At 73.3% G+C, this 20,396-nt stretch carries 21 protein-coding genes; 9 read left to right on the top strand and 12 right to left on the bottom strand.

Features of this window, described 5'->3' with window-relative positions:
- Positions 1-1,109 (bottom strand): maltotransferase domain-containing protein (locus ACF1AG_RS16425; protein WP_391809920.1); only part of this gene is annotated, 1,109 nt, incomplete at its 3' end.
- A gap of 73 nt (positions 1,110-1,182) precedes the next feature.
- Positions 1,183-1,485, bottom strand: a complete 303-nt coding sequence (locus tag ACF1AG_RS16420; RefSeq protein ID WP_026243935.1) for a DUF5133 domain-containing protein — start codon at positions 1,483-1,485, stop codon at positions 1,183-1,185.
- 360 nt (positions 1,486-1,845) lie between these two features.
- Between ACF1AG_RS16420 and ACF1AG_RS16415 the strand changes: the two genes are divergently transcribed.
- Positions 1,846-2,358 (top strand): pep a2, encoded by a 513-nt coding sequence (locus tag ACF1AG_RS16415; RefSeq protein ID WP_359603857.1) that lies wholly within the window; start codon positions 1,846-1,848, stop codon positions 2,356-2,358.
- A complete protein-coding gene (glgX, locus tag ACF1AG_RS16410; protein WP_359603855.1) occupies positions 2,355-4,499 on the top strand; it encodes a glycogen debranching protein GlgX in 2,145 nt (714 codons plus the stop codon). Before ACF1AG_RS16415 ends, glgX begins: the two co-directional genes overlap by 4 nt.
- 22 nt (positions 4,500-4,521) lie before the next feature.
- Here glgX and ACF1AG_RS16405 read toward each other — a convergent pair whose 3' ends face one another.
- Complete coding sequence (locus tag ACF1AG_RS16405; protein WP_359603853.1) at positions 4,522-5,325, bottom strand: VOC family protein; 804 nt, start codon at positions 5,323-5,325, stop codon at positions 4,522-4,524.
- 244 nt (positions 5,326-5,569) lie between these two features.
- Between ACF1AG_RS16405 and ACF1AG_RS16400 the strand changes: the two genes are divergently transcribed.
- Entirely contained in the window at positions 5,570-5,896 is a 327-nt protein-coding gene (locus ACF1AG_RS16400; RefSeq protein ID WP_359753254.1) for an ANTAR domain-containing protein, read from the top strand.
- Positions 5,897-5,900: 4 nt separating this feature from the next.
- Here the strand turns inward: ACF1AG_RS16400 and ACF1AG_RS16395 are convergent, their stop codons facing one another.
- The gene (locus ACF1AG_RS16395; protein WP_359603852.1) at positions 5,901-6,695 is read right to left on the bottom strand and encodes an RNA polymerase sigma factor SigF; all 795 of its coding nucleotides are present in this window, start codon (positions 6,693-6,695) and stop codon (positions 5,901-5,903) included.
- A gap of 465 nt (positions 6,696-7,160) precedes the next feature.
- Here ACF1AG_RS16395 and ACF1AG_RS16390 point away from each other — a divergent pair, with 465 nt between their 5' ends.
- Entirely contained in the window at positions 7,161-7,682 is a 522-nt protein-coding gene (locus tag ACF1AG_RS16390; protein WP_391809919.1) for a hypothetical protein, read from the top strand.
- An 18-nt stretch (positions 7,683-7,700) separates the two neighbouring features.
- Here ACF1AG_RS16390 and hemC read toward each other — a convergent pair whose 3' ends face one another.
- The 3 genes from hemC to ACF1AG_RS16375 form a co-directional block, all read right to left on the bottom strand.
- Entirely contained in the window at positions 7,701-8,636 is a 936-nt protein-coding gene (hemC, locus tag ACF1AG_RS16385; protein WP_359603848.1) for a hydroxymethylbilane synthase, read from the bottom strand.
- Positions 8,637-8,716: 80 nt separating this feature from the next.
- Positions 8,717-9,493, bottom strand: coding sequence for an NPP1 family protein (locus ACF1AG_RS16380; protein WP_359603846.1), 777 nt, complete (start codon positions 9,491-9,493; stop codon positions 8,717-8,719).
- A 143-nt stretch (positions 9,494-9,636) separates the two neighbouring features.
- Positions 9,637-10,617, bottom strand: a complete 981-nt coding sequence (locus ACF1AG_RS16375; protein WP_391809918.1) for an ATP-dependent DNA ligase — start codon at positions 10,615-10,617, stop codon at positions 9,637-9,639.
- Between the two features lie 158 nt (positions 10,618-10,775).
- Here ACF1AG_RS16375 and ACF1AG_RS16370 point away from each other — a divergent pair, with 158 nt between their 5' ends.
- From ACF1AG_RS16370 to ACF1AG_RS16355, 4 genes are all read left to right on the top strand, one after another.
- Positions 10,776-11,279, top strand: coding sequence for a MarR family transcriptional regulator (locus ACF1AG_RS16370; RefSeq protein ID WP_359603842.1), 504 nt, complete (start codon positions 10,776-10,778; stop codon positions 11,277-11,279).
- A gap of 71 nt (positions 11,280-11,350) precedes the next feature.
- A complete protein-coding gene (locus ACF1AG_RS16365) occupies positions 11,351-11,731 on the top strand; it encodes a hypothetical protein (RefSeq protein ID WP_359603841.1) in 381 nt (126 codons plus the stop codon).
- Positions 11,728-12,195 (top strand): peroxiredoxin, encoded by a 468-nt coding sequence (locus ACF1AG_RS16360; RefSeq protein ID WP_359603839.1) that lies wholly within the window; start codon positions 11,728-11,730, stop codon positions 12,193-12,195. The genes ACF1AG_RS16365 and ACF1AG_RS16360 overlap by 4 nt, the downstream gene beginning before the upstream one ends.
- Before the next feature lie 66 nt (positions 12,196-12,261).
- Positions 12,262-14,643 (top strand): SpoIIE family protein phosphatase, encoded by a 2,382-nt coding sequence (locus tag ACF1AG_RS16355; protein WP_391809917.1) that lies wholly within the window; start codon positions 12,262-12,264, stop codon positions 14,641-14,643.
- A 19-nt stretch (positions 14,644-14,662) separates the two neighbouring features.
- Here ACF1AG_RS16355 and ACF1AG_RS16350 read toward each other — a convergent pair whose 3' ends face one another.
- Together ACF1AG_RS16350 and ACF1AG_RS16345 are read right to left on the bottom strand one after the other, a co-directional pair.
- Positions 14,663-15,265 carry a DNA polymerase ligase N-terminal domain-containing protein gene (locus ACF1AG_RS16350; protein ID WP_391809916.1) on the bottom strand — a complete coding sequence of 201 codons (603 nt, stop codon included), beginning with the start codon at positions 15,263-15,265 and terminating at the stop codon, positions 14,663-14,665.
- A 56-nt stretch (positions 15,266-15,321) separates the two neighbouring features.
- Positions 15,322-16,152, bottom strand: coding sequence for an aldo/keto reductase (locus tag ACF1AG_RS16345; protein WP_387796513.1), 831 nt, complete (start codon positions 16,150-16,152; stop codon positions 15,322-15,324).
- 169 nt (positions 16,153-16,321) lie between these two features.
- Between ACF1AG_RS16345 and ACF1AG_RS16340 the strand changes: the two genes are divergently transcribed.
- Positions 16,322-17,296 (top strand): TauD/TfdA family dioxygenase, encoded by a 975-nt coding sequence (locus ACF1AG_RS16340; protein ID WP_359603832.1) that lies wholly within the window; start codon positions 16,322-16,324, stop codon positions 17,294-17,296.
- Between the two features lie 6 nt (positions 17,297-17,302).
- On the opposite strand, the gene ACF1AG_RS16335 is transcribed toward ACF1AG_RS16340, so the two are convergent.
- The 3 genes from ACF1AG_RS16335 to ACF1AG_RS16325 form a co-directional block, all read right to left on the bottom strand.
- Positions 17,303-18,808 (bottom strand): metallophosphoesterase, encoded by a 1,506-nt coding sequence (locus ACF1AG_RS16335; RefSeq protein ID WP_359603831.1) that lies wholly within the window; start codon positions 18,806-18,808, stop codon positions 17,303-17,305.
- Between the two features lie 69 nt (positions 18,809-18,877).
- A complete protein-coding gene (locus tag ACF1AG_RS16330) occupies positions 18,878-19,651 on the bottom strand; it encodes a dienelactone hydrolase family protein (protein ID WP_387796509.1) in 774 nt (257 codons plus the stop codon).
- A 17-nt stretch (positions 19,652-19,668) separates the two neighbouring features.
- The gene (locus ACF1AG_RS16325; RefSeq protein WP_391809915.1) at positions 19,669-20,289 is read right to left on the bottom strand and encodes an L-threonylcarbamoyladenylate synthase; all 621 of its coding nucleotides are present in this window, start codon (positions 20,287-20,289) and stop codon (positions 19,669-19,671) included.
- Between the last annotated feature and the right edge of the window lie 107 nt (positions 20,290-20,396).

Raw genomic sequence — 20,396 nt, 5'->3', positions numbered from 1 at the left:
CGCAGGATCCGGCAGGTCTCCGCGACCAGGCCGTCCATGTCCGCGTCGAACGCGATCGGGTAGATGTCCTGGTACTTCTTCGGCGGGTTCTCCGCGTAGGCGATGGAGCCGTCGGGGCGGTGGTGGAACCACTCGGGGTGCTTGTGCACCCAGGGGTGGTCCGGCGAGCACTGCAGGGCGAAGTCGAGGGCGACCTCCATGCCCAGGTCCCGGGCGCGGTCCACGAACCGGGTGAAGTCCTCCAGGGTGCCCAGTCGCGGGTGCACGGCGTCGTGGCCGCCCTCGGGGGAGCCGATCGCCCACGGCACACCCACGTCGTCCGGGCCGGCGTCGAGGGTGTTGTTGGGGCCCTTGCGGAAGGTCGTGCCGATCGGGTGGACCGGGGGCAGGTAGACGACGTCGAAGCCCATCGCGGCGATCGCGGGGAGCCGGCGCGCGGCCGTGTCGAAGGTGCCGTGCGGCTGCTCGGGCGTTCCCTCCGAGCGGGGGAAGAACTCGTACCAGGACCCGAACAGCGCGCGTTCCCGTTCCACCAGCAGGGGCAGCGGCTCGCTGCTGGTGACCAGCTCCCGCAACGGGTGCCTCGCCAGCACCGCGTCCACCTCCGGCGTCAACGCCGCCGCCAGCCGGGTGGCACAGGGAAGGGCGTCGTCGCGCAGGGTGGCGGCCGCCTCGAGGACGACGTCCTGTCCGGCGTCGCGCGGTACCCCGGCCGCGGCGCGCGCGAAGAGGTCGGCGCCCTCCTCCAGCACCAGCCCCGTGTCGATGCCGGCCGGGACCTTGACGGTGGCGACGTGCCGCCAGGTCGCCACGGGGTCGCCCCAGGCCTCGACGCGGTAGGTCCAGTGGCCGGGCGCGTCCGCGACCACTTCCGCGCCCCACCGGTCCGAGCCCGGCGTCAGCTCCCGCATCGGCGTGAACGGCCCCGGACGCCCCTCCGGATCCTTCAGCACCACGTTGGCCGCCACCGCGTCGTGCCCCTCGCGGAACACACTCGCCGTCACCTCGAACGCCTCGCCGACGACGGCCTTCGCCGGCCGCCTGCCGCGGTCGACGCACGGCCGGACGTCCCTCACCGGGACACGACCGATGGTCGGGGTCGTCTTCATGGGCCTGTGCACCTCCGCCGCTCGTGATGCCCGGGCAGACGCCCGGGCGGGGGACCACATGGAGGCGGGAAGGTCATTGCCTTCCCGCCGGGGAGCGCCGCTCGACGGCGGGCGGACCGCGCCGGACCGTGGCGGCCGGCCGGGGCCGGTCGTTCTGTTCCTGCAGATAGGTGACGAGCGTGGTGCGCAGGTACCGTTCCGCGGCGTCGGCCGCCTCCCGCGCACAGCGCTTCCCCATCAGTACGCAGAGGGTGTAGCCGGAGTCCTCGAAGGTCGCCCGCACCGTGTGGTCGGTGGGGGCGGCGAGCATCACGCGTTCCCAGGCCCGATAGCGACGCAACTGCCGGGCAACTTCGGCTTTTGCGGGTAGCAGCATGCGCCGTTCACCTTTCCGGGGCTCGATGGGTGCGCGTCGTCCCGACGGTCGGGCGGAGCCGTGCGCACCGGTGCACGGACCCGTAACGGCGATCGAGGTCTGCACTCATGGTGCACGGACAGTGACCCAGCGTCTTGTTGGAGTTTCAACCATCGATCCGGGGCGAGCGTCGCAGGTCAGACGGTTCCGGTGCGCTCAGATGCGGCCACGTCCGTCTCACCCGTGCGCTCGTGTTGCACGAATGGACCAACCCCCTCAGTCTGAAGGTGACTCAGAAGCGACACCCGCTCACGTTCCGTGTCCGGGGGCCCGTCCGCCGGACGGGAGGAGCGCGAGCTTCGCGGTGAGGAGCCAACGACGATGAAGACCGCAGTGCCCTGCTACTACCACCTCGACGTGGAAGTCAGCCCGGAGAGGGTGGGACAGGTCAGCCGGATACTGGCCGCTCACCTCCGGTACTGGGACCTGGACAACCTGATGGAGCCCGTCTGCGGCGGCACCGAGATGCTGCTGCGCGCCATCGACGAGCACGCCACCGACAAGAACACCTCCATCGAGATGTGGTGGAACGGCCAGCACCTCATCACGGCGATCGCCGACAACGACCGCGCGCTGCGCCCCGACCAGGAACTTCGGGGCTGCCTCGAGCACCTGGCCGCCAGCAGCGACGGCTGGGGCTGCTGCGCCACCGAGACCGGAAGCAAGGTCATCTGGTTCTCGCAGCGCGCCCGCGCCGGCGAACGCGTGCCCCTGGTGCCCACCGCGCCCGACCCGCGCGAGAGCGAGGGCCTGGACGTGCCTCGCGAGGTGAACATCACCACGGTCACCGCCCGGGTCCGAACGCCGGGCGGCCTCCTGGAGGAGGTCCGGTGACCCGGCGAAACAACCGGAAAGGGGCGCCCGCCTGGAGCGGGCGCCCCTACCCGCTCGGTGCGTCCTACGACGGCGAGGGCACCAACTTCGCGCTGTTCAGCGAGGTCGCCGAACGCGTCGACCTGATCCTCGTGGACGACGACGGCCGGCACCGCACCGTGCGGCTCACCGAGGTCGACGGCTTCGTCTGGCACGGCTACCTGCCCGGCGTGGGTCCGGGCCAGCGCTACGGCTACCGGGTGCACGGCCCTTGGGCGCCCTCGGCCGGCCACCGCTGCAACCCGGCGAAGCTGCTCCTCGACCCCTACGCCACCGCGGTCGACGGCCAGATCGACAACGATCCCTCGCTGTACGAGCGGAACCCGCACGGGCCCGACCCGGCGGACAGCGCGGGCCACACCATGCTCGGCGTGGTGACCGACCCCGCCTTCGACTGGGGTGACGACACCCGCCCCTGCCGTCCGTACTCCGACACCGTGATCTACGAGACCCACGTCAAGGGGCTGACCCGCACCCACCCCGACGTCCCGCCCGAACTGCGCGGCACCTACGCCGGACTGGCGCACCCCTCGGTGATCGAGCACCTCACCTCGCTCGGCGTCACCGCGGTGGAGCTGATGCCGGTGCACCAGTTCGTCCAGGACGGCGTGCTCCAGGGCCGTGGCCTCGCCAACTACTGGGGCTACAACACCATCGGCTTCTTCGCCCCGCACAACGCCTACTCCGCCCACGGCACCCGCGGCCAACAGGTCACGGAGTTCAAGGAGATGGTGAAGGCGCTGCACGCGGCGGGGCTCGAGGTGATCCTGGACGTCGTCTACAACCACACCGCCGAGGGCAACGAGAAGGGCCCCACCCTCTCCTTCCGGGGCATCGACAACTCCTCGTACTACCGTCTGGTGGACGGCGACTGGCGGCACTACTACGACACCACCGGCACCGGCAACAGCCTGCTGATGCGCCACCCCTACGTGCTCCAGCTGATCATGGACTCGCTGCGGTACTGGGTCACCGAGATGCACGTCGACGGGTTCCGCTTCGACCTCGCGGCCACCCTGGCCCGGCAGTTCCACGAGGTGGACCGGCTGTCGGCGTTCTTCGACCTGATCCAGCAGGACCCGGTGATCAGCCGCGTCAAGCTCATCGCAGAACCCTGGGACGTCGGCGAAGGCGGTTACCAGGTCGGCAACTTCCCCCCGCTGTGGTCCGAGTGGAACGGCATGTACCGGGACGCCGTACGGGACTTCTGGCGCGGCGAGGACCACACCCTCGGCGAGTTCGCGTCCCGGCTGACCGGCTCCTCCGACCTGTACGCCCACCACCGGCGCCGGCCGCGCGCCAGCGTCAACTTCGTCACCGCGCACGACGGTTTCACCCTGAGCGACCTGGTCTCGTACAACGACAAGCACAACGAGGCCAACGGCGAGGACAACCAGGACGGCGAGAACGACAACCGGTCCTGGAACTGCGGCGCGGAGGGCCCGACCCGCGACCCGTCCGTACGGGAGCTGCGCGCCCGTCAGCAGCGCAACTTCCTGGCCACGCTGCTGCTGTCACAGGGCATTCCGATGCTCTCCCACGGCGACGAGCTGGGCCGCACCCAGCGCGGCAACAACAACGCCTACTGTCAGGACAACGAGATCAGCTGGATCGACTGGCGCCTCGGCGACGACCAGCGGGGGCTGGTGGACTTCACCCGCCGGCTGATCTCCCTGCGCCGGGAGCACCCGGTGCTGCGCCGTCGCCGGTTCTTCAAGGGCGAGACCCCGCGCAACGCGGACCAGCCGCTGCCCGACCTGGTATGGCTGGCGCCCGACGCGCGGGAGATGACCGACGACGACTGGCAGCGCGCCGACGCGCACTCGGTCGGCGTGTTCCTCAACGGCGACGCCATCGCCGAACCGGACCCGCGCGGCCGGCCCGTCATCGACGACTCGTTCCTGCTGCTGCTCAACAGCCACTGGGAGCCGGTCGGCTTCCGCCTGCCGGACGCCTCCTACGGCGAGCGGTGGACGGCGCTGATCGACACCGCCGACCCGGACGGCACCCCCGACGAGGCGGAACGCAAGGCGGGCACCCGGCTGACCGTGGACGCCCGCAGCCTGGTGCTGCTGTCCCGCCCGTCCCGCGCCTCACGGTGACCGGGCGGCCCCGGGGAGGTCTTCAGTGCTCGCGGCGCGAGGTGACCGTGAAACGGGCGCCCTCGTTGTCGCTCAGCACCGCCTCCTCGGGGCCCAGCGCGAGCACCGCGCCGCCCCGCTCCTCGGCGACGCGGGCGCAGGCGGCCACGTCCGCCACGGTGAAGTGAACCTGCCAGTGCGGCCGGATCCGCGGATCCGGGGCCGACCCCAGTGCGCCCGACTCGATGCGCGCCACCACGTCGCCCTGGCTGCGCAGCACCACTTCCTCGCCCTCGTAGTGCACCTCGCAGCCGCCCGGCCCGCCGGACGCCCAGTCGAAGACCTCGCCGTAGAAGATCGCCGCGTCGAAGGCGTCCCGGGTGTGCAGCCGGATGAACGCCAGCTGCGCCCGGCGCCAGGTGGGCCAGTCGCTGAACAGCGCGCCCTCCCAGACCCCGAACGTCGCCCCGTCCCGGTCGGCGAGCAGCGCGGCGCGGCCCGGCGGCAGCGAGATCGGGCCCACCGCCGCGGTCCCGCCGCGCTCCTGCACCCGCGCGGCGGCCTCGTCGGCGCTGCGCACCGCGAAGTACGGCGTCCACGCCACCGCCATCTGCCACATGCCGGCCACGGCGGCGATCCCCGCCACCGGCCGGCCGTTCGCCAGGGCGACGCGGAACTGGTCGCCCAGCCGCATGGGACGCCACTCCCAGCCGAGCACGGCGCTGTAGAACTCCTCGGTGCCCTGCAGGTCGCGGCTGGTCAGACTCACCCAGCAGGGAGCGCCGTAGACGGCGTCCGTCGAGACGACGTCCGTCGCGCCGGCGGGGGAGGTCATGTCGTGGTTCATAGCAGTCGCGTCCTGATCTCGTCGGCCCGGCAGCCACCCGGAAGACACCAGTGTCCGTGGGGCACCGGCCCGGGCGCCTGCCGAGTACCCCGGCGGCGGCCCCGAAACGGTGACCCCGGCCACCCGTGGTCCACCCCGGTGGCAGAGGGCGGACCGTGTGGCGACCATGGAGGGATCGGACACCGGGTGAAGGCACTCAAGCACTTGGCGAAGGCGCCGCGGCAGCGGCACACCGGAACCGGAGGTGACCATGCCCACGGACGGGGGCGCGGACCGGATCCTCCAGCTGGAGGAAGAAGTCCAGCAGCTGAAGGACGCCGTCGTCTCGCACGCGGTGGTGGACCAGGCCATCGGCATGATCGTCGCACTCGGGCGGGTCTCGCCCGACCAGGGCTGGACGGTGCTGCGGGAGGTGTCCCAGCGGACCAACATCAAACTCCGCAGCATCGCCGACATGATCCTCGTCTGGGGCCGCACGGGCGCCCTGCCCGCCGAGGTCCGCACGGTCCTCGAGGAGACCCTCGACCGGCTCGGCCCCACCCGTCTCCCGGACGTCCCCCCGGAGACCTGAGCGCTCATCCGGCGTCGGCCGACGCCAGCTCCTCGCGCACCTGCGCGAAGCAGCTGCTCAGCAGGCGGGAGACATGCATCTGGGAGATGCCCAGCTGGTCGGCGATGCCGCTCTGCGTCATCCCCTTGAAGAAGCGCAGATAAAGGATGAGCCGCTCACGCTCCGGCAGCGCCTCCAGACACGGCCGCACCGCCACCCGGTCCACGACGGCGTCGTACGCCGGGTCCGGGCCGCCGATCGAGTCGCCGAGCGCGTACCCGTCGGTGCCCGGCATCTCCGCCTCCAGCGAGAGCGCGGAGAAACACTCCAGGGCCTCCGCCCCGGTACGCACCTCGTCCTCCGTCAGCCGTGCGTGCGCGGCGATCTCGGCCACCGTGGGCGGTCGGCCCGGCGTGGTCTGCGACAGCTCCTTGGCCGCGGTGCGCACCCGGTTGCGCAGGTCCTGCACCCGGCGCGGCACGTGCAGCGTCCACATGTGGTCGCGGAAATGGCGTTTGATCTCGCCGGTGACGGTCGGCACCGCGTACGCCTCGAAGGCGTTGCCGCGCGCCGGGTCGTAGTGGTCGACGGCCTTCACCAGACCCAGGGCCGCCACCTGGTACAGGTCCTCCAGGGCCTCTCCTCGACCGCGGAACCGGACGGCGATGCGCTCGGCCATCGGCAGCCACGCCGTGACCAGCTCGTCGCGCAGCCTCCGGCGCTCCGGCCCGTCGGGCAGACCGGCCAGACGCTCGAAGTCACGCGCCGTCTCGGGGGCGTCGTCATGGGAGTGGGGCTTCCTGGGACTGACGGTACGCATCACGCGCGCACCTCCCTGAGCGGGTGCCGGATGGACAGAACACGGACAACACGGACGTGCCTCCTGTCCGAAGCACTGAGAATTCCTTTCCCGGTCCGCCGCGATTTCAAAACGGCTGCGGGAAAAACCGTGACGGATCGCGTTCCGTTGAATTCGGAAAATGCGTACGCTGCGGAGCCGGGAGAATTCGAGGGGTGAAAAGCGGCAGGCCGGGGCGCGGGTGCCGGGCCGTTCGGGCGGGGGAGGGGGCCGGGCGCCGCCGTTGCCGCGAGTGGCCTCCGCGCCGGACGTGATGTACGGCACGCCTCCGCGGCCCGCCGGTGGTCCGGCCGGGCGATTCCTCCTGCGCAGCGCTTGATCGGCGATCAGATCGGGCGAACCGCCTGACCACAGCGCATTCCGCTCATTTGACAGTGCGCTGAGCCCACAGATAGGAAGCAGCGGACAGAAGTCGAGAGGTGCACTGTGTACGAGCCGAACGTGGTCGGGGACTGGCAGGAGTACGACGAGTATGCCGGTCTGCGGGTCCGCGTCCACCGTCTGGAAGCGGGCGACCCGCCGCGCGGGCGCGACGACGCCGCCGAAGGGCTGTCGTACTTCCGGGTCCGGGTGACCGTGGAAAACCGGGGTGAGCGTCCCGTGTGCATTCATCTCGAGGACGGTCAGATCGACGTGCGCACCGGCCCCGACGGCGAGAGCGCATTCGTCGACTGGCGCAACTCTCAATTCATCGAGGGATTCGACGTCTATCCGCTGCGCCGCGCCACCGCCGTGCTCTACGCGGCCGCGTCCGAGGCGTCCCTGGCGCAGGTCGACGTCCAGGTGCAGCTGCGCGCCGACGAGGAGTGGGCCGGACGCCAGCTGTGGACGGGCGGCGTCGGAGTGCTCGATCCCTCGGCGGGCGCGACGGCCGGGGCGGCCCGGGAGAGCCTCGCCCAGCAGGTGAGCCTGTTCCTCCAGGAGCAGGCGGAGGAGGGCACCGCCTGACCCGCCCGCCCGGGAGGCTCAGTGCGGGATGCCGTCGATGACCTCGCGGGCGCCCTGACGCAGCAGCGCAACGGCGACCGACGTGCCGAGCGTCGCCGGGTCCAGTCGTCCCGCCCACTCGTGGGCGTTCAGCCGGGTCTTGCCGTCCGGGGTGAACACGCAGGCGCGCAGGGACAGTTCACCGCTGCGGTCCACGCGGGCGAGTCCGGCGATCGGGCTGTTGCAGTGCCCCTGGAGGACGTGCAGCAGCATCCGCTCGGCGGTCGTCTCGCGGTGCGTGTCCGGGTGGTTGAGGACGGCGGCCGCCTCGATCAGGTCCGTGTCGCCCTCCCGGCACTGCAGGGCCAGGACGCCCGCGCCGACCGGCGGCAGCATCACGTCGGGCGACAGCACCTCGCTGATCACGTCGGCGCGGCCGATCCGCTCCAGGCCGGCCGCCGCGAGCAGCAGCGCGTCCACCTCGCCCTCGGCCAGCTTCGCCAGCCGCCGGTTGGCGTTGCCGCGCAGTGGCACGCACCGCAGCTGCGGATGGGTGGCGGCGAGCTGGGCGACCCGGCGCACCGACGACGTGCCGATCCGGGTGCCGGGCGGCAGTTCGTCCAGGGTGAGGCCGTCCGGGTGGACCAGCGCGTCGCGGACGTCGTCCCGCTCCAGGAAGGCCGCGAACACCGTGCCCGCCGGGAGCGGCCGGTCGGCGGGAACGTCCTTCACGCAGTGCACCGCGAGGTCGGCCTCGCCGGCCAGCAACGCGGCGTCCACCTCCTTGGTGAACGCGCCCTTGCCCTCCACCTGCGACAGGTCACCCAGCCACTTGTCCCCCGTCGTGCGCACCGGGACGACCTCGGTGCGCACCCCGGGATGGGACGCGGTCAGCTCCGCGCGGACGCGCTCGACCTGGGCGAGCGCCATGGGCGAGTCGCGGGAGACGATACGGATCAGTTCCGGGACGGCCATGGCGTCACGATAGACCCCCGTCGCCCTCCGGTGCCGCGGACACGGCTTCGAACTCCCGGGCGTCAACTCGCCCACGACCCTCATCCGTTCGGGTCGAAGGGGATGCCGGACGGCTTGGCCTTGGCGAGGTGCGAGGCGAAGCTGCCGTCCTTCAGGCCGAAGTGGGCGCTGCCGAAGTCGTGGGCGACGAGCTTCTCGCGCAGCCCCGGCGGATAGCCGTTCCAGCCGACCAGCGGCGGGTACTGCCAGGTGCCCTTGTGGTTCTCCGGGGGTTCGTCGCCCGCGCCGGCCAGGCGGAAGCAGTGCGTGCTGATGCCGTCCTTGTGGTAGACGACCTTCGGGTGTGTGCCCTCGAAGCGGACGGACGAGCGGGGGTGGATCGTGAACGAGCCGTGGTTGGACGTCGCCACGTACTGCACGGTGTCGTTCTGGACCCACACCACGACGTGCTCCCAGTCGTGGCGGTGGCCGCCGAGGCTCACGCCCGGGAGCGCCTGGTCCTTCTCGAAGTACAGCGCGTAGACCACGGCGCACCAGCCGTTGTTGCACTTGGCCCGCGCGTAGCCGTTGGTGTTGTCCAGGTCGGACGCGTCGCGGCAGTTCCCGTTGAGGGCGCCGGTCGGCTTCAGTCCGGCGTTGACGGTGCCGTCGGGGCCGATCGCCGCGGAGGAGTAGCAGCCGTCGGTGTCGTAGTCGAAGGCCGGCTGGTAGGTGCTCTCCAGTGCGTCGGCGTCGGCGGGGAGTGCGGGCGGGGGAGCGGCGAAGGCCGTTGCGGGGAAGGCGACGACCAGGGCGGCCGCACCGGCGAGGCCGGTCAGCCATCTCCTGGCGTGCGTACGGGACGTCCTCTGCGACACTGCGTCCTCCTCGGACAGGCGCAGCCCAACGGATGTGGGGGGCTGGGGAGTTCACAGCATCCCGGTCGGACGTGCCCATGCCAAGAGGGGGTGCGGGTGTCGACGGTGGCAGGACGGGCGGACGGCGCGCGGCCGCCCCCGGGTCACCCCAGGTCGTCGGGGAGGTCGGCCGCCGCGTCCTCGGGCGCGAGGTCGGGCCGGAGCCGCAGCCAGGACGGCTGGCGCAGGATGCCCTCCCGGGTGCGGGTGCTGTAGCGCACCTCGCCGACCAGCCGGGGCACCACCCAGCGGGCGCCCGGGACGGAGGGCGGAGGGTCGAAGGGGCAGACGTCGGTCGCCGCGGCCTTCAGCAGCGCGGCCAGCTCGGTGCGTTCGGCCTCGCTCCAGCCGGTGCCCACACCGCCCACGTAGCGCAGCCGGCCCTCCGCCCGCTGTCCGACCAGGACGGCGCCCGGCAGTCCGGTCAGCCTGCCCTTGCCCGGCAGCCAGCCCCCGACCAGCACGTCCTCGCTGCGCATGTTGCGGATCTTGACCCAGGCGCGGGAGCGGACCCCCGGCTCGTACACCGAGTCCAGCCGCTTGCACACCAGTCCCTCCAGGCCGTGCTCGACGGTGGCCCGCAGCGCCTCGGCGCCGTGGCCCACGATCGCGGCCGGGGTGGACCAGAAGGGCCCGTCGAGCCCGAGGCCCAGCAGCTCCTCGCGGCGGCGGACGTACGGCTCGCGGAGCAGCGGGCGGCCGTCCAGGTGCATCACGTCGAACAGGATCAGGTGCACCGGTACCGTCTCCGCCCGGCGGGCCGCGCGGGCCGGGGAGTGGCTCAGGCCCATCCGCGACTGGAGCAGCTGGAAGCTGGCCCGGCCCTCCGCGTCGAGGGCGAGGACCTCCCCGTCCAGCACGGCGGGACGGGCCCCGAGCGCGGCCGCCAGCGGGTGCAGCTCGGGATACGCGCCGGTGATCTCCTGGCCGGACCGGGCGCGCAGTACGACGGTCCCGTCGCCCGGGAGGTAGACCACCGCCCGCTGGCCGTCCTGCTTGGTCTCGTACGCCCAGCGCGCGTCCGCCGAGGAAGGCGGCAGGCGGCCGGGGGTGGCGAGCATGGGCGGGAGCAGCGGGAGGGTCACGGGTGAGGTGTGGACGCCGCCGCCCGGCCCCACGCGTCCGGCCTCGCTGTTTCGCCCGAACGGAGCGCGGCCGGAGGCGCGCGGGGGCGTGAACGGAAGGGTCCGTTCCTAGCCGCTCAATTGATTGAGTTACGCAATGAGATGGTAAAGTGCGCCCCATGTCCACACCCCCGCCTTCCGACGCCTCCGCCTCCCCGGAGGTGGCCGAGATCGAGCGCGCGCTGTACCGCATCACCTACCTCAGCTCGCGCGCCCGGCAGCACGAGCGGCTGATGGCCGCCGCGGGCGTGCCGCTGGACCGGGCGGGGGCGGCGCTGCTGCGGAAGATGGCCGACGAGGAGCCGATGCGGCCGGGGGAGCTGGCGGCGCGGCTCGGAGTGGAGGCCTCGCACGTCACGCGCACCGTGCAGCATCTGGAGAGGTCCGGCCACGTCGTCCGCGTGCCCGACCCGGACGACCGCCGGGCCCAGCGCATCGAGCTCACCGAGGCCGGCCGCGACGCGATCGCCCGGATCCGCGAGACCGGGGTGCGCGGCATGCAGGCCGCCCTCGCCCACTGGTCCGAGGAGGACCTGCGCCGCCTGGCGACGCTGTTCCACCGCATGGTCGACGACTTCCTCGCCCACGCGGCCGAGGCGGACGCCGGGTCCCCGGCCGACTGAGCCCCGACCCTCCCGCCCGGCAGCCCCCTTACCGTCCGGTAACGTGCGCGGCAGTCACCGGAGGAGGAACCGTGTCACGGTCCGCACGCTCACCCCTGCTGCTCGCCGGTCTGCTGGCCGCCGCGGGCACCGCGCACTTCGCCGCCCCCCGCCAGTTCGACCACGTCGTCCCGCGCTCCCTGCCCGGCTCACCCCGCGCCTGGACGTACGCCAGCGGCGTCGCCGAACTGGCGCTGGCCGCAGGGGTGGCCCTGCCCCGCACCCGCAAGACCGCCGCACTGGCAGCGGCGGCGTTCTTCGTCGGGGTGTTCCCCGCCAACGTGAAGATGGCCGTCGACTGGCGCCACCGCCCCGCCCCGCAGCGCGCCGCCGCCTTCGGCCGGCTGCCGCTCCAGGTGCCGCTCGTCCTGTGGGCGCGCGGCGTCGCCAAGAACGCGGACGGTGCGGCATGAGCGCGCGCCTCGAGAAGGGCGACAAGGTCGAGGACTTCGCCGCGCCCGACGAGACCGGCACCGTCCGCCGGCTGTCCGGGCTCCTCGCCGACGGCCCGGTGGTGCTGTTCTTCTACCCCGCCGCCCTGAGCCCCGGCTGCACCGCGCAGGCCTGCCACTTCCGCGACCTCGCCGCCGAGTTCGCCGAGGTGGGCGCCCGCCCGGTCGGCGTCAGCGCGGACCCGGTGGAGCGCCAGGCCGAGTTCGCCGGACGGCACACCCTCGGCATGCCCCTGCTGTCCGACACCGACGGCACGATCCGCGAGATGTTCGGCGTGAAGCGGGGCATCTCCGTGGCGCCCACCAAGCGGGCCACCTTCGTCATCGGCCAGGACCGGACCGTGCTGGAGGTCGTCCGCAGCGAGCTGCGCATGAACTCCCACGCGGACAAGGCGCTCGCCGCCCTGCGCGCACACCGCGGCTGAGGCGGCCGGGCACCGTAAGCACCCTCCGCGGTTGAGAGGTGACGGCCGCGGGTCGATCCTGGACCAATGGACGACGCCTCCGCCGCGCTTGTTGCCGATGCCCGCGGCGTCGTGACGGGGTGGAGCGAGGGAGCCCGGCGGCTGACCGGGTTCTCCGCCGACGAGGCCGTGGGCCGTCCCGTACGGGACCTGCTAGCCGAGGAAGCCGGCAGCGGGGAGATGGCCGAGGAGCCCGACAGCGGGGAGATCCCGCACGGCGGCCCGCCCCTGCCGCAGGGGACCGTCACGGTGCGTCACCGCGACGGCCACGCCCTGACACTCCGGATCGAGGTGTCCCCCCTCCACGGACCCGGGGACGAGACCGCCGGGTACGTGATCACCGCCGCGCCCGCCGGCGCGCGGGAGACGTCGCTGGGCGGGCTGGTCTTCGAACAGTCGTCCCTGCCCATCTCCGTCTTCGACACCGATCACCGCTTCGTCCGGCTCAACGCCGCCGCCTGCGAGGCGATGGGAGGCTCCGAGGAGACCCTGCTCGGCCGCACCTTCCTCGACGCCGCGGGCCCGAGCGAGGGCACCCGCTCCATCGACCGCAACATGCGCGAAGTCGTCGAGACCGGCCGCTCGATGCGCGACGAGACCTACAGCCAGGTCGGCGCCGGCCCGGACGAGCAGACCTGGGACGTCGAGATGTGGCCGCTGCGCGACACCACCGGCCGGGTCGTCGGCGCCGCACTGGCCGGCCTGGACAGCACCGAGCAGCACCGCGCCCGGCTCCGGCTGGCCCTGATCGACGAGGCCACCACCTCCCTGGGCACCACCCTCGACGTCGTCCGCACCGCCGAGGAACTCGTGGCACTGCTGGTGCCGGACTTCGCCGACTTCGCCGCCGTCGACCTGCTCGACTGGGTGCTCGACGCGGAGGCGCCCCCGCTGCGCGGGGATCCCGACGTCGTCGTGCGCCGCGCGGCGCACGCCTCCGCCGGCCCGAGGGCGCCCGCCACGGCCGTCCCGCTGGGCCGCACCGACGTCTACCCGCCCTACTCGCCGCCCGCCCGGGCACTGCGCGCGGGCAGAGCCGTCCTCGCCCGGACGGGGGAGAAGGACTTCGACCGGTGGATGGCCGAACGCGGCGCGGAGGCGCTGCGCGCGTGCGGCGCGCGGCCCACCGGCATCCACTCGGAGCTTGCCGTGCCGCTGCGCGCCCGCGGCATCACGCTCGGCGTTGCCGTCGCCGTCCGCAACGTCCGCCCCGACGGATTCGTCGCCGACGACGCCCCCCTGGCCGAGGAGATCGCCAGCCGGGCCGCCGTCTGCGTCGACAACGCCCGCCGCTTCGCCCGGGAGCGCGCCACCGCACTGACCCTTCAGCACAGCCTGCTGCCGCGGGTGCTGCCCGGACAGGCGGCCCTCGAGATCGCCCACCGCTACCTGCCGTCCGCGTCCGCGGCCGGCATCGGCGGCGACTGGTTCGACGTCATCCCCCTCTCCGGCACCCGGGTCGCCCTCGTCGTCGGGGACGTCGTCGGGCACGGCATTCCCTCCACGGCCACCATGGGCCGCCTCTGCACCGCCGTACGGACCCTCGCGGACGTCGACCTGCCGCCCGAGGAACTGCTCACCCACCTCGACGACCTGGTCGCCCACCTCGCCGCCGACGAGCGCGAGGACGTGCCGGAACTCGGCGCCACCTGCCTGTACGCCGTCTACGATCCGGTCTCCCGCCGTCTCGCCGTGGCCGGCGCCGGACATCCCCCGCCCGCCCTGCTCATGCCGGACGGCACCTGCCGCCTCGTGCCGCTGAACCCGGGGCCGCCGCTGGGCGTGGGCGGGCTGCCGTTCGAGGCGACCGAGCTGGAGCTGCCGGAGGGCTGCGTCGTCGCCTTCTACACCGACGGGCTCGTCGAGGGCCGGGGCCGCGACGTCGACCACTCCACCGGGGAACTCTGCCGCGCCCTCAAGGCACCCGCCGAGTCGCTGGACGCCTTGTGCGACGTGGTGCTCAAGGCGGTGCTGCCCGAGGAGCCCGGAGACGACGTCGCCCTGCTGCTCGCCCGCACCCGTGCCCTGGGCGCCGGACAGGTCGCCGTGCGGGACGTCTCCCCGGACCCGGGCGAGGTACCGGCCGTGCGGCAGTGGGCGGTCGATCTGCTGTCCGACTGGGAGCTGGAGGACGTCGCCTTCGTCACCGAACTCGTGGTCAGCGAACTGGTCACCAACGCCATCCGCTACGGGGAGCCGCCGCTCCGCCTCCGGCTGATCCGCGACCGCACCCTCATCTGCGAGGTCAGCGACTGCAGTCCCACCTCGCCCCATCTGCGCCGGGCGCACGCCTTCGACGAGGGCGGCCGGGGGCTGCTGCTGGTCGCCCAACTCACCCAGCGCTGGGGGAGCCGGCAGGCCGACGGGGGCAAGACCATCTGGGCCGAACAGGCCCTCCCGCGCCGCTGAACCGCCGCTCCCCGAGGACTCAGCCGTCCTCCTCCACCACCTGCGCGAGCGTGCGGCCCGTCCGGGCGGAACGCGCCCGCCGGGGATCGGGCGCGCCCCGGCCGCCGGAGCCGCCCTTCGCGGCCCGCACCAGCAGCCACGCCTCCTCCCCGTCGCCGCCGCTCCGGAAGCGGGTCAGGGCGTACTCGCCGCGCAGCTTCGCGCCGTGCAGCCGGAACGTGGCCTGGCCGCGTTCCAGCGACGCGGCGAAGTCGACGGGGCGGCCCCGCCGGTCGTGGCTCAGCGGCTCGTACGTGCCCCGGTCCCAGACGATCACCGTGCCCCCGCCGTACTCGCCGCGCGGGATGACGCCCTCGAACTCCTCGTACTCCAGCGGGTGGTCCTCCGTCGGCACGGCCAGCCGCTTGTCCCGCGGGTCGGCGGACGGGCCCTTCGGCACCGACCACGACTTCAGCACGTCGCCCACCTGGAGCCGGAAGTCGAAGTGCATCCGGCGGGCGTCGTGGATCTGCACGACGAACCGGGGCAGGGCGACCTCCGCCTTCCGGCCGCCGCGCGGCTCCGCGGTCCGGTCGAAGTGCCGCTTGCCGTGGTAGTCCCGCAGATGGTCCGTTCCGTCCACCGCGCCGCTCCCTCCGCCGGTCCGTCCGCCTTCCCCACGAGCGGCCGGGTATCCGGTCAGAACTCCTCGTGCACCTCCGGGTCCCCGCCGATCCGCCGGTGCGCCCGGTCCGAGACGGTCCGCATCTGCGCCTCGTCCAGCTCGAACCCGAACACGTCGAGGTTCGCGCGCTGACGCTCGGGGTCGGACGACTTCGGCACCGGCAGCGCGCCGAGCTGGAGGTGCCAGCGCAGCACCGCCTGCGCCGGGGTGACGTCGTGCGCGTCGGCGACGGCCGCCACCGCGAGGTCGTCCAGCAGTTGCGAACCCCGGCCCAGCGGGCTCCAGCTCTCGGTGAGCACCCCCTTGTCCGCGTGGTGGGCGCGCAGCGCGTCCTGGGGGAAGAACGGGTGCAGCTCGACCTGGTTGACCGAGGGCAGCACCCCGGTCTCCTTCTCCAGACGTTCGATGTGGGCGGGCGTGAAGTTGGAGACGCCGATCGAGCGCACCAGACCGTCCTCGCGGAGCTTGACCATGGCCTTCCAGGAGTCGACGTACCTGTCGACGCGGGGGAGCGGCCAGTGGATCAGGTACAGGTCGACGTACTCCAGGCCGAGCCGGGCGCGGGACTCCTCGAAGGAGGCGAGGGTCTCCTCGTAGCCGTGGTGGCGGCCGGGGAGCTTCGTCGTCACGACGATCTCCTCGCGCGGAACCCCGGCGCCGGCCACGGCGCGGCCCACGCCGGTCTCGTTGCGGTAGTTGGCGGCGGTGTCGATCAGGCGGTAGCCGGCCTCCAGGGCGGTGGTCACCGCCCGCTCCGCCTCGGCGTCGTCCATGGGCCAGGTGCCCAGGCCCAGGGCGGGGATCGTGGTGCCGTCGTTCAGGGTGTGCTGCGGGATGCTCGTCACGGGAGGGCCCTCCGGTCGCTGTGTCGTCCTCCCAGCGTCGGCCACGCGGGGGGCGGTGATCAACCGGACGGGCCGGGCGCCCTGTCGCCAGGGCCCGGATCCCCTGCCACGATCTTCCCGGGAGCCGGTCCGCCCGGGGCCGGCGGGTACGAGCGACGGAGTGGGACGCATGACGACGGAGAGCCGCGTCGGGACGGACCGGGAGCGCACGGGGAAGCCGGAGGTGCGCCCCGCCGCCGGGCACATCGGGGCCGACATCACGGGCGTGGACCTCGCGGAGGACCTCGACGAGGGGACGGTCGCCGCGATCAGGGAGGCGGTGCTGCGCTGGAAGGTGGTCTTCTTCCGCGGCCAGCGCCTGGACCACGCCGGACATGTGGCGCTGGCCCGCCGGTTCGGCGAACCGGTCGTCCTGCCCCGCCGGGGCTCCGCCTCCCCGGCGGACTTCCCCGAGATCGAGACCACTGCCGACCGCCTGGAACTGGGCGGCCGGTACGGCATGGACCAGGACGAGTGGCTGCTGCGGCGCCGCCACACCCTGCTGCGCGGCTGGCACTGCGACCACGGCGCCCGCGTCGACCCGCCCGCCGCGACCATCCTGCGCGCCGAGACCGTACCCCCGTACGGCGGCGACACCACCTGGGCCAATCTGGCCGCCGCCTACGCCGGACTGTCCGCCCCGGTGCGCGAGTTCGCCGACCGGCTGCGCGCCGAGCACCGCCTCGGCGTGGGCTACCAGCCCAGGCCCGGCGACGACGCCTACGTACGCCATCTGCTGGACCACCAGACGGCCAGCGAACACCCGCTGGTGCGCGTCCACCCCGAGACCGGGGAGCGGATCCTGTTCGTCAACGGCTACTACGTCGAACAGATCACCGGACTGTCCCGCCCCGAGAGCCGGGCGATCCTGGACATGCTGCTGGAGCAGGTCACCCGGCCCGAGTACACCGTGCGGCTGCGCTGGGAGCCGGGCACCGTGGCGTTCTGGGACAACCGCGCCACCGTCCACCTCGCCCCCGCGGACACGGCCCACCTCGACCACCCGCGGATCATGCACCGCGTGATGCTCGCCGGTGACGTGCCCGTGGGCGTGGACGGCACGCCCTCCCGGCCCCTCACCGGCACTGCGCCCGGCCGCTGGTGAACTGCCCTACGTGAGCGGGACGGTCACCTCGTCCTCCACGGGCGGGGCGACCTCCTGCGCCCGCTGCCCGGTCGCCGCGAAGCAGCGCAGCCGCAGCGCCTCGGGGGTCACGTCGATCCGCAGGAAGGACTTGAAGAACGGCGGGCTGTACGTGGCCGAACCGGGCGAGAAGAGCGACTGGTACGCCTTGCGCACCGGCAGCCGGAACCGCTTCCCCCGGTCGGGCCGGCGTCCGGTGCCGAGCAGCCCCGCGACCAGCCGCATCCGGCGGGTCACCCGGGCCGGCGCGCCCGGTGCGCGGGTCGGCCCGATGCCCAGGCGCTCGGCGATCACCGCGGCCGCCTCCGCCTCGGTCAGCGAGAAGAAGCGGCGCAGCCGCGTCCGCCGCCCGTACAGGTCGCTGTAGAAGGCGAGGGAGTCGCCGCGCAGTGGGTAGCAGCGGAAGTCCGCCTCGGTGACCCCGGCGACGTCCACCCGCGGGATGGTGTGGGTGGCGTGCGTGAAGGCCCCGCCGCCGCCCGCCACCACGTACTGCAGGGTGCGGCCGTCGTCCAGACGCACCGGGTAGCGCTGGTAGTTGTGGATGTCGCCGCCGATAGCCGCCACGTAGCGGTGGGCAGGGTCGCGGACGATGTCGTCGACGGTGCCGCCGCCGTCGACCGGGCACGGGTGGTGCTCGCCGTCCACGTACAGGGGCGAGCCGGTCACCAGGATCTTCGGGCGGGGGCCGCGGGACACCTCGCGCAGCCACGCGCCCTGTTCGGCGTCGATCGTGCCGAGCAGTCCGGTGTCGATGCCGACGATCCGCACCGGCCCCGCGTCGATCGCCCAGTACGGGCCCGGCTGCACCGCCCGCTGGGCGGGGGAGGAACGCAACTTCCTCGCCTCGTCGAGGTGTTCGCCGTCGCCGGGGCTGGGCCGGTGCCACAGCAGGGACCGCAGCCGGGCGCGCGTGAGGAGGCGCGGCTCCGGGCCGGCCGGCAGTGGCCCGGCGTCGTCGCAGAAGACCCGCATGAAGCCGGCCAGGTCCTCGTACCAGTCGTGGTTGCCGGGTATCGCGTAGACCGGCGCCTGGTAGTCCCGGTAGGGGCGGAAGAACTTGGGGCCGTAGTCGTCGGCGGATCCCACCGGGTAGATGACGTCGCTCGCCAGCACGGCGAACGCGGTGTCCCGGCCCTCCTTCAGCAGGCCGGGCACCACCGCGTACTGGGGCTCGCCGCCCTCGCCGGTGTCGCCGATCACCAGGAACGAGAAGCGGTCCGGGTCGTCGCGCCGGATCACGCGGTCGGCGGGCGCCCCGGCCGCGGCCCGCCGGGCCGCCCAGCGCGCCCTGACCTCCCCGGTCGGGTCGCCGAACCAGGAGGCCAGAACGCCGTTGCGGGCGGCCCACAGATGTCTCGGGTTCAGCCAGGAGATCTTCTCGGCCTGGCGCGGCACCAGCCGCAGGTACTCACCGCGTTCGGAGACGCCCCAGCCGGCGCCCTCGGCGGTGTCGCGTGAGGATTCGGACACGCGTGCACCGTAACAACGGTGTCCCGTACGGACGGTGGGCGGGGGCGCGTCAACCCCGCTGCCGCACCGTCACGTTGACGCACCGGGCCGGAAGGCGCGGTCCAACAGGTCGAGCAGCGCCGCCCAGTGACGTTCGTCGGCCTTCTCGTCGTACGACGCCGTGTCGGACTGGGTGAAGCCGTGCGCGGCCCCCGGGTACACCTCGCAGTGGTGCCGGACGCCCGCGTCCGTCAGCGCCCTCTCCAGCCGCTCGATCTGCTCCGGCGGCAGCGACGGGTCCTCGTCGGCGTGCCCGAGATACACCTCCGCGGTGATCCGCGGCGCTGCCAGGTGCGGGCTGCGGGGGTCGTCCGTCGCCAGGCGGCCCCCGTGGAACCCGGCCACCGCCGCGACCCGGTCCGGGAAGGCACCTGCCGTGCGCAGCGCCAGGCCCGCGCCCATGCAGTAGCCGACCAGCGCCACCGGACCGTCCGCCGCCTCCGGCAGTTCCGCGAGCCAGCGCAGATACGCTCCCGCGTCGGCGGTCGCGCGCTCCGGCGTCAGCTGCTGCATGACCGGGCGGAGCCGGCGGAAGATCTGCCCGCGCGTCTCGGCGTCGATGAAGGCGGGCAGCTCGACCACCGGGGCCGGTCCGCGCCGGTGGAAGAGGTTCGGCACCAGCACGGTGAAGCCCGCCCGCGCCACACGGTCGGCGGCCTCCCGCACCGTCGGGCGCAGCCCGAAGGCGTCGGTGAAGACGAGCACCGCCGGCCGGGGCGCACCGTCCGCCGGGTGCGCCAGGTAGGCGTCCGCCGTCCCGTCCTCCGTGGGGACACGCACCTCGGTCCCCCGCACGTCCGTCATGTCGCGCCGTCCTCCCGTCACTCGAAGCGCGAGACGTCGCCCGCGCCCGCCCGCACGATCTCCGGCTCGCCGCCGGAGAAGTCGATCACCGTGGTCGGCTCGGTGCCGCAGTCGCCGGAGTCCAGCACCGCGTCCACCTCGTGGTCGAGCCGGTCCTTGATCTCCCAGCCCTGGGTCATCGGCTCGGCCTCGTCGGGCAGCAGCAGGGTGCTGGACAGCAGCGGCTCGCCCAGCTCCTCCAGGAGCGCCTGGGTGACCACGTGATCGGGGATGCGCACGCCGACGGTCTTCTTCTTGGGGTGCTGCAGCATGCGCGGCACCTCCTTGGTCGCGGGCAGGATGAACGTGTAGCGGCCCGGCGTGGACGCCTTCACCGCGCGGAAGACGTCGTTGTCGATCCGTACGAACTGGCCGAGCTGCGCGAAGTCGCGGCACACCAGGGTGAAGTGGTGCCGGTCGTCCAGCTTGCGGATGGTGCGGATGCGGTCGATGCCGGTACGGCTGCCCAGACGGCAGCCGAGCGCGTAGCAGGAGTCCGTGGGGTAGGCGATCAGCGCGTCGTCGCGGATGGCGGCGGCGATCTGGCCGATGGTGCGCGGCTGGGGGTTGTCGGGGTGCACGTCGAAGTACTTGGCCATCCACCGAGCTTATGCCGACCGCGCCGCGCCCCGCGGCACACCGGCCCCGCGTCACCCGCAGGGGAGGGGCGGGGCCCGTCGCGCCGGGGTGAGCGGCGCCGGACCGT

Origin of the sequence: Streptomyces sp. NPDC014764, from assembly GCF_043082785.1 — a bacterium.
Lineage (GTDB): Bacteria > Actinomycetota > Actinomycetes > Streptomycetales > Streptomycetaceae > Streptomyces > Streptomyces althioticus.
Note: the sequence above shows the minus strand (reverse complement) of the source record. Positions and strands in the feature narration are given on the sequence as shown.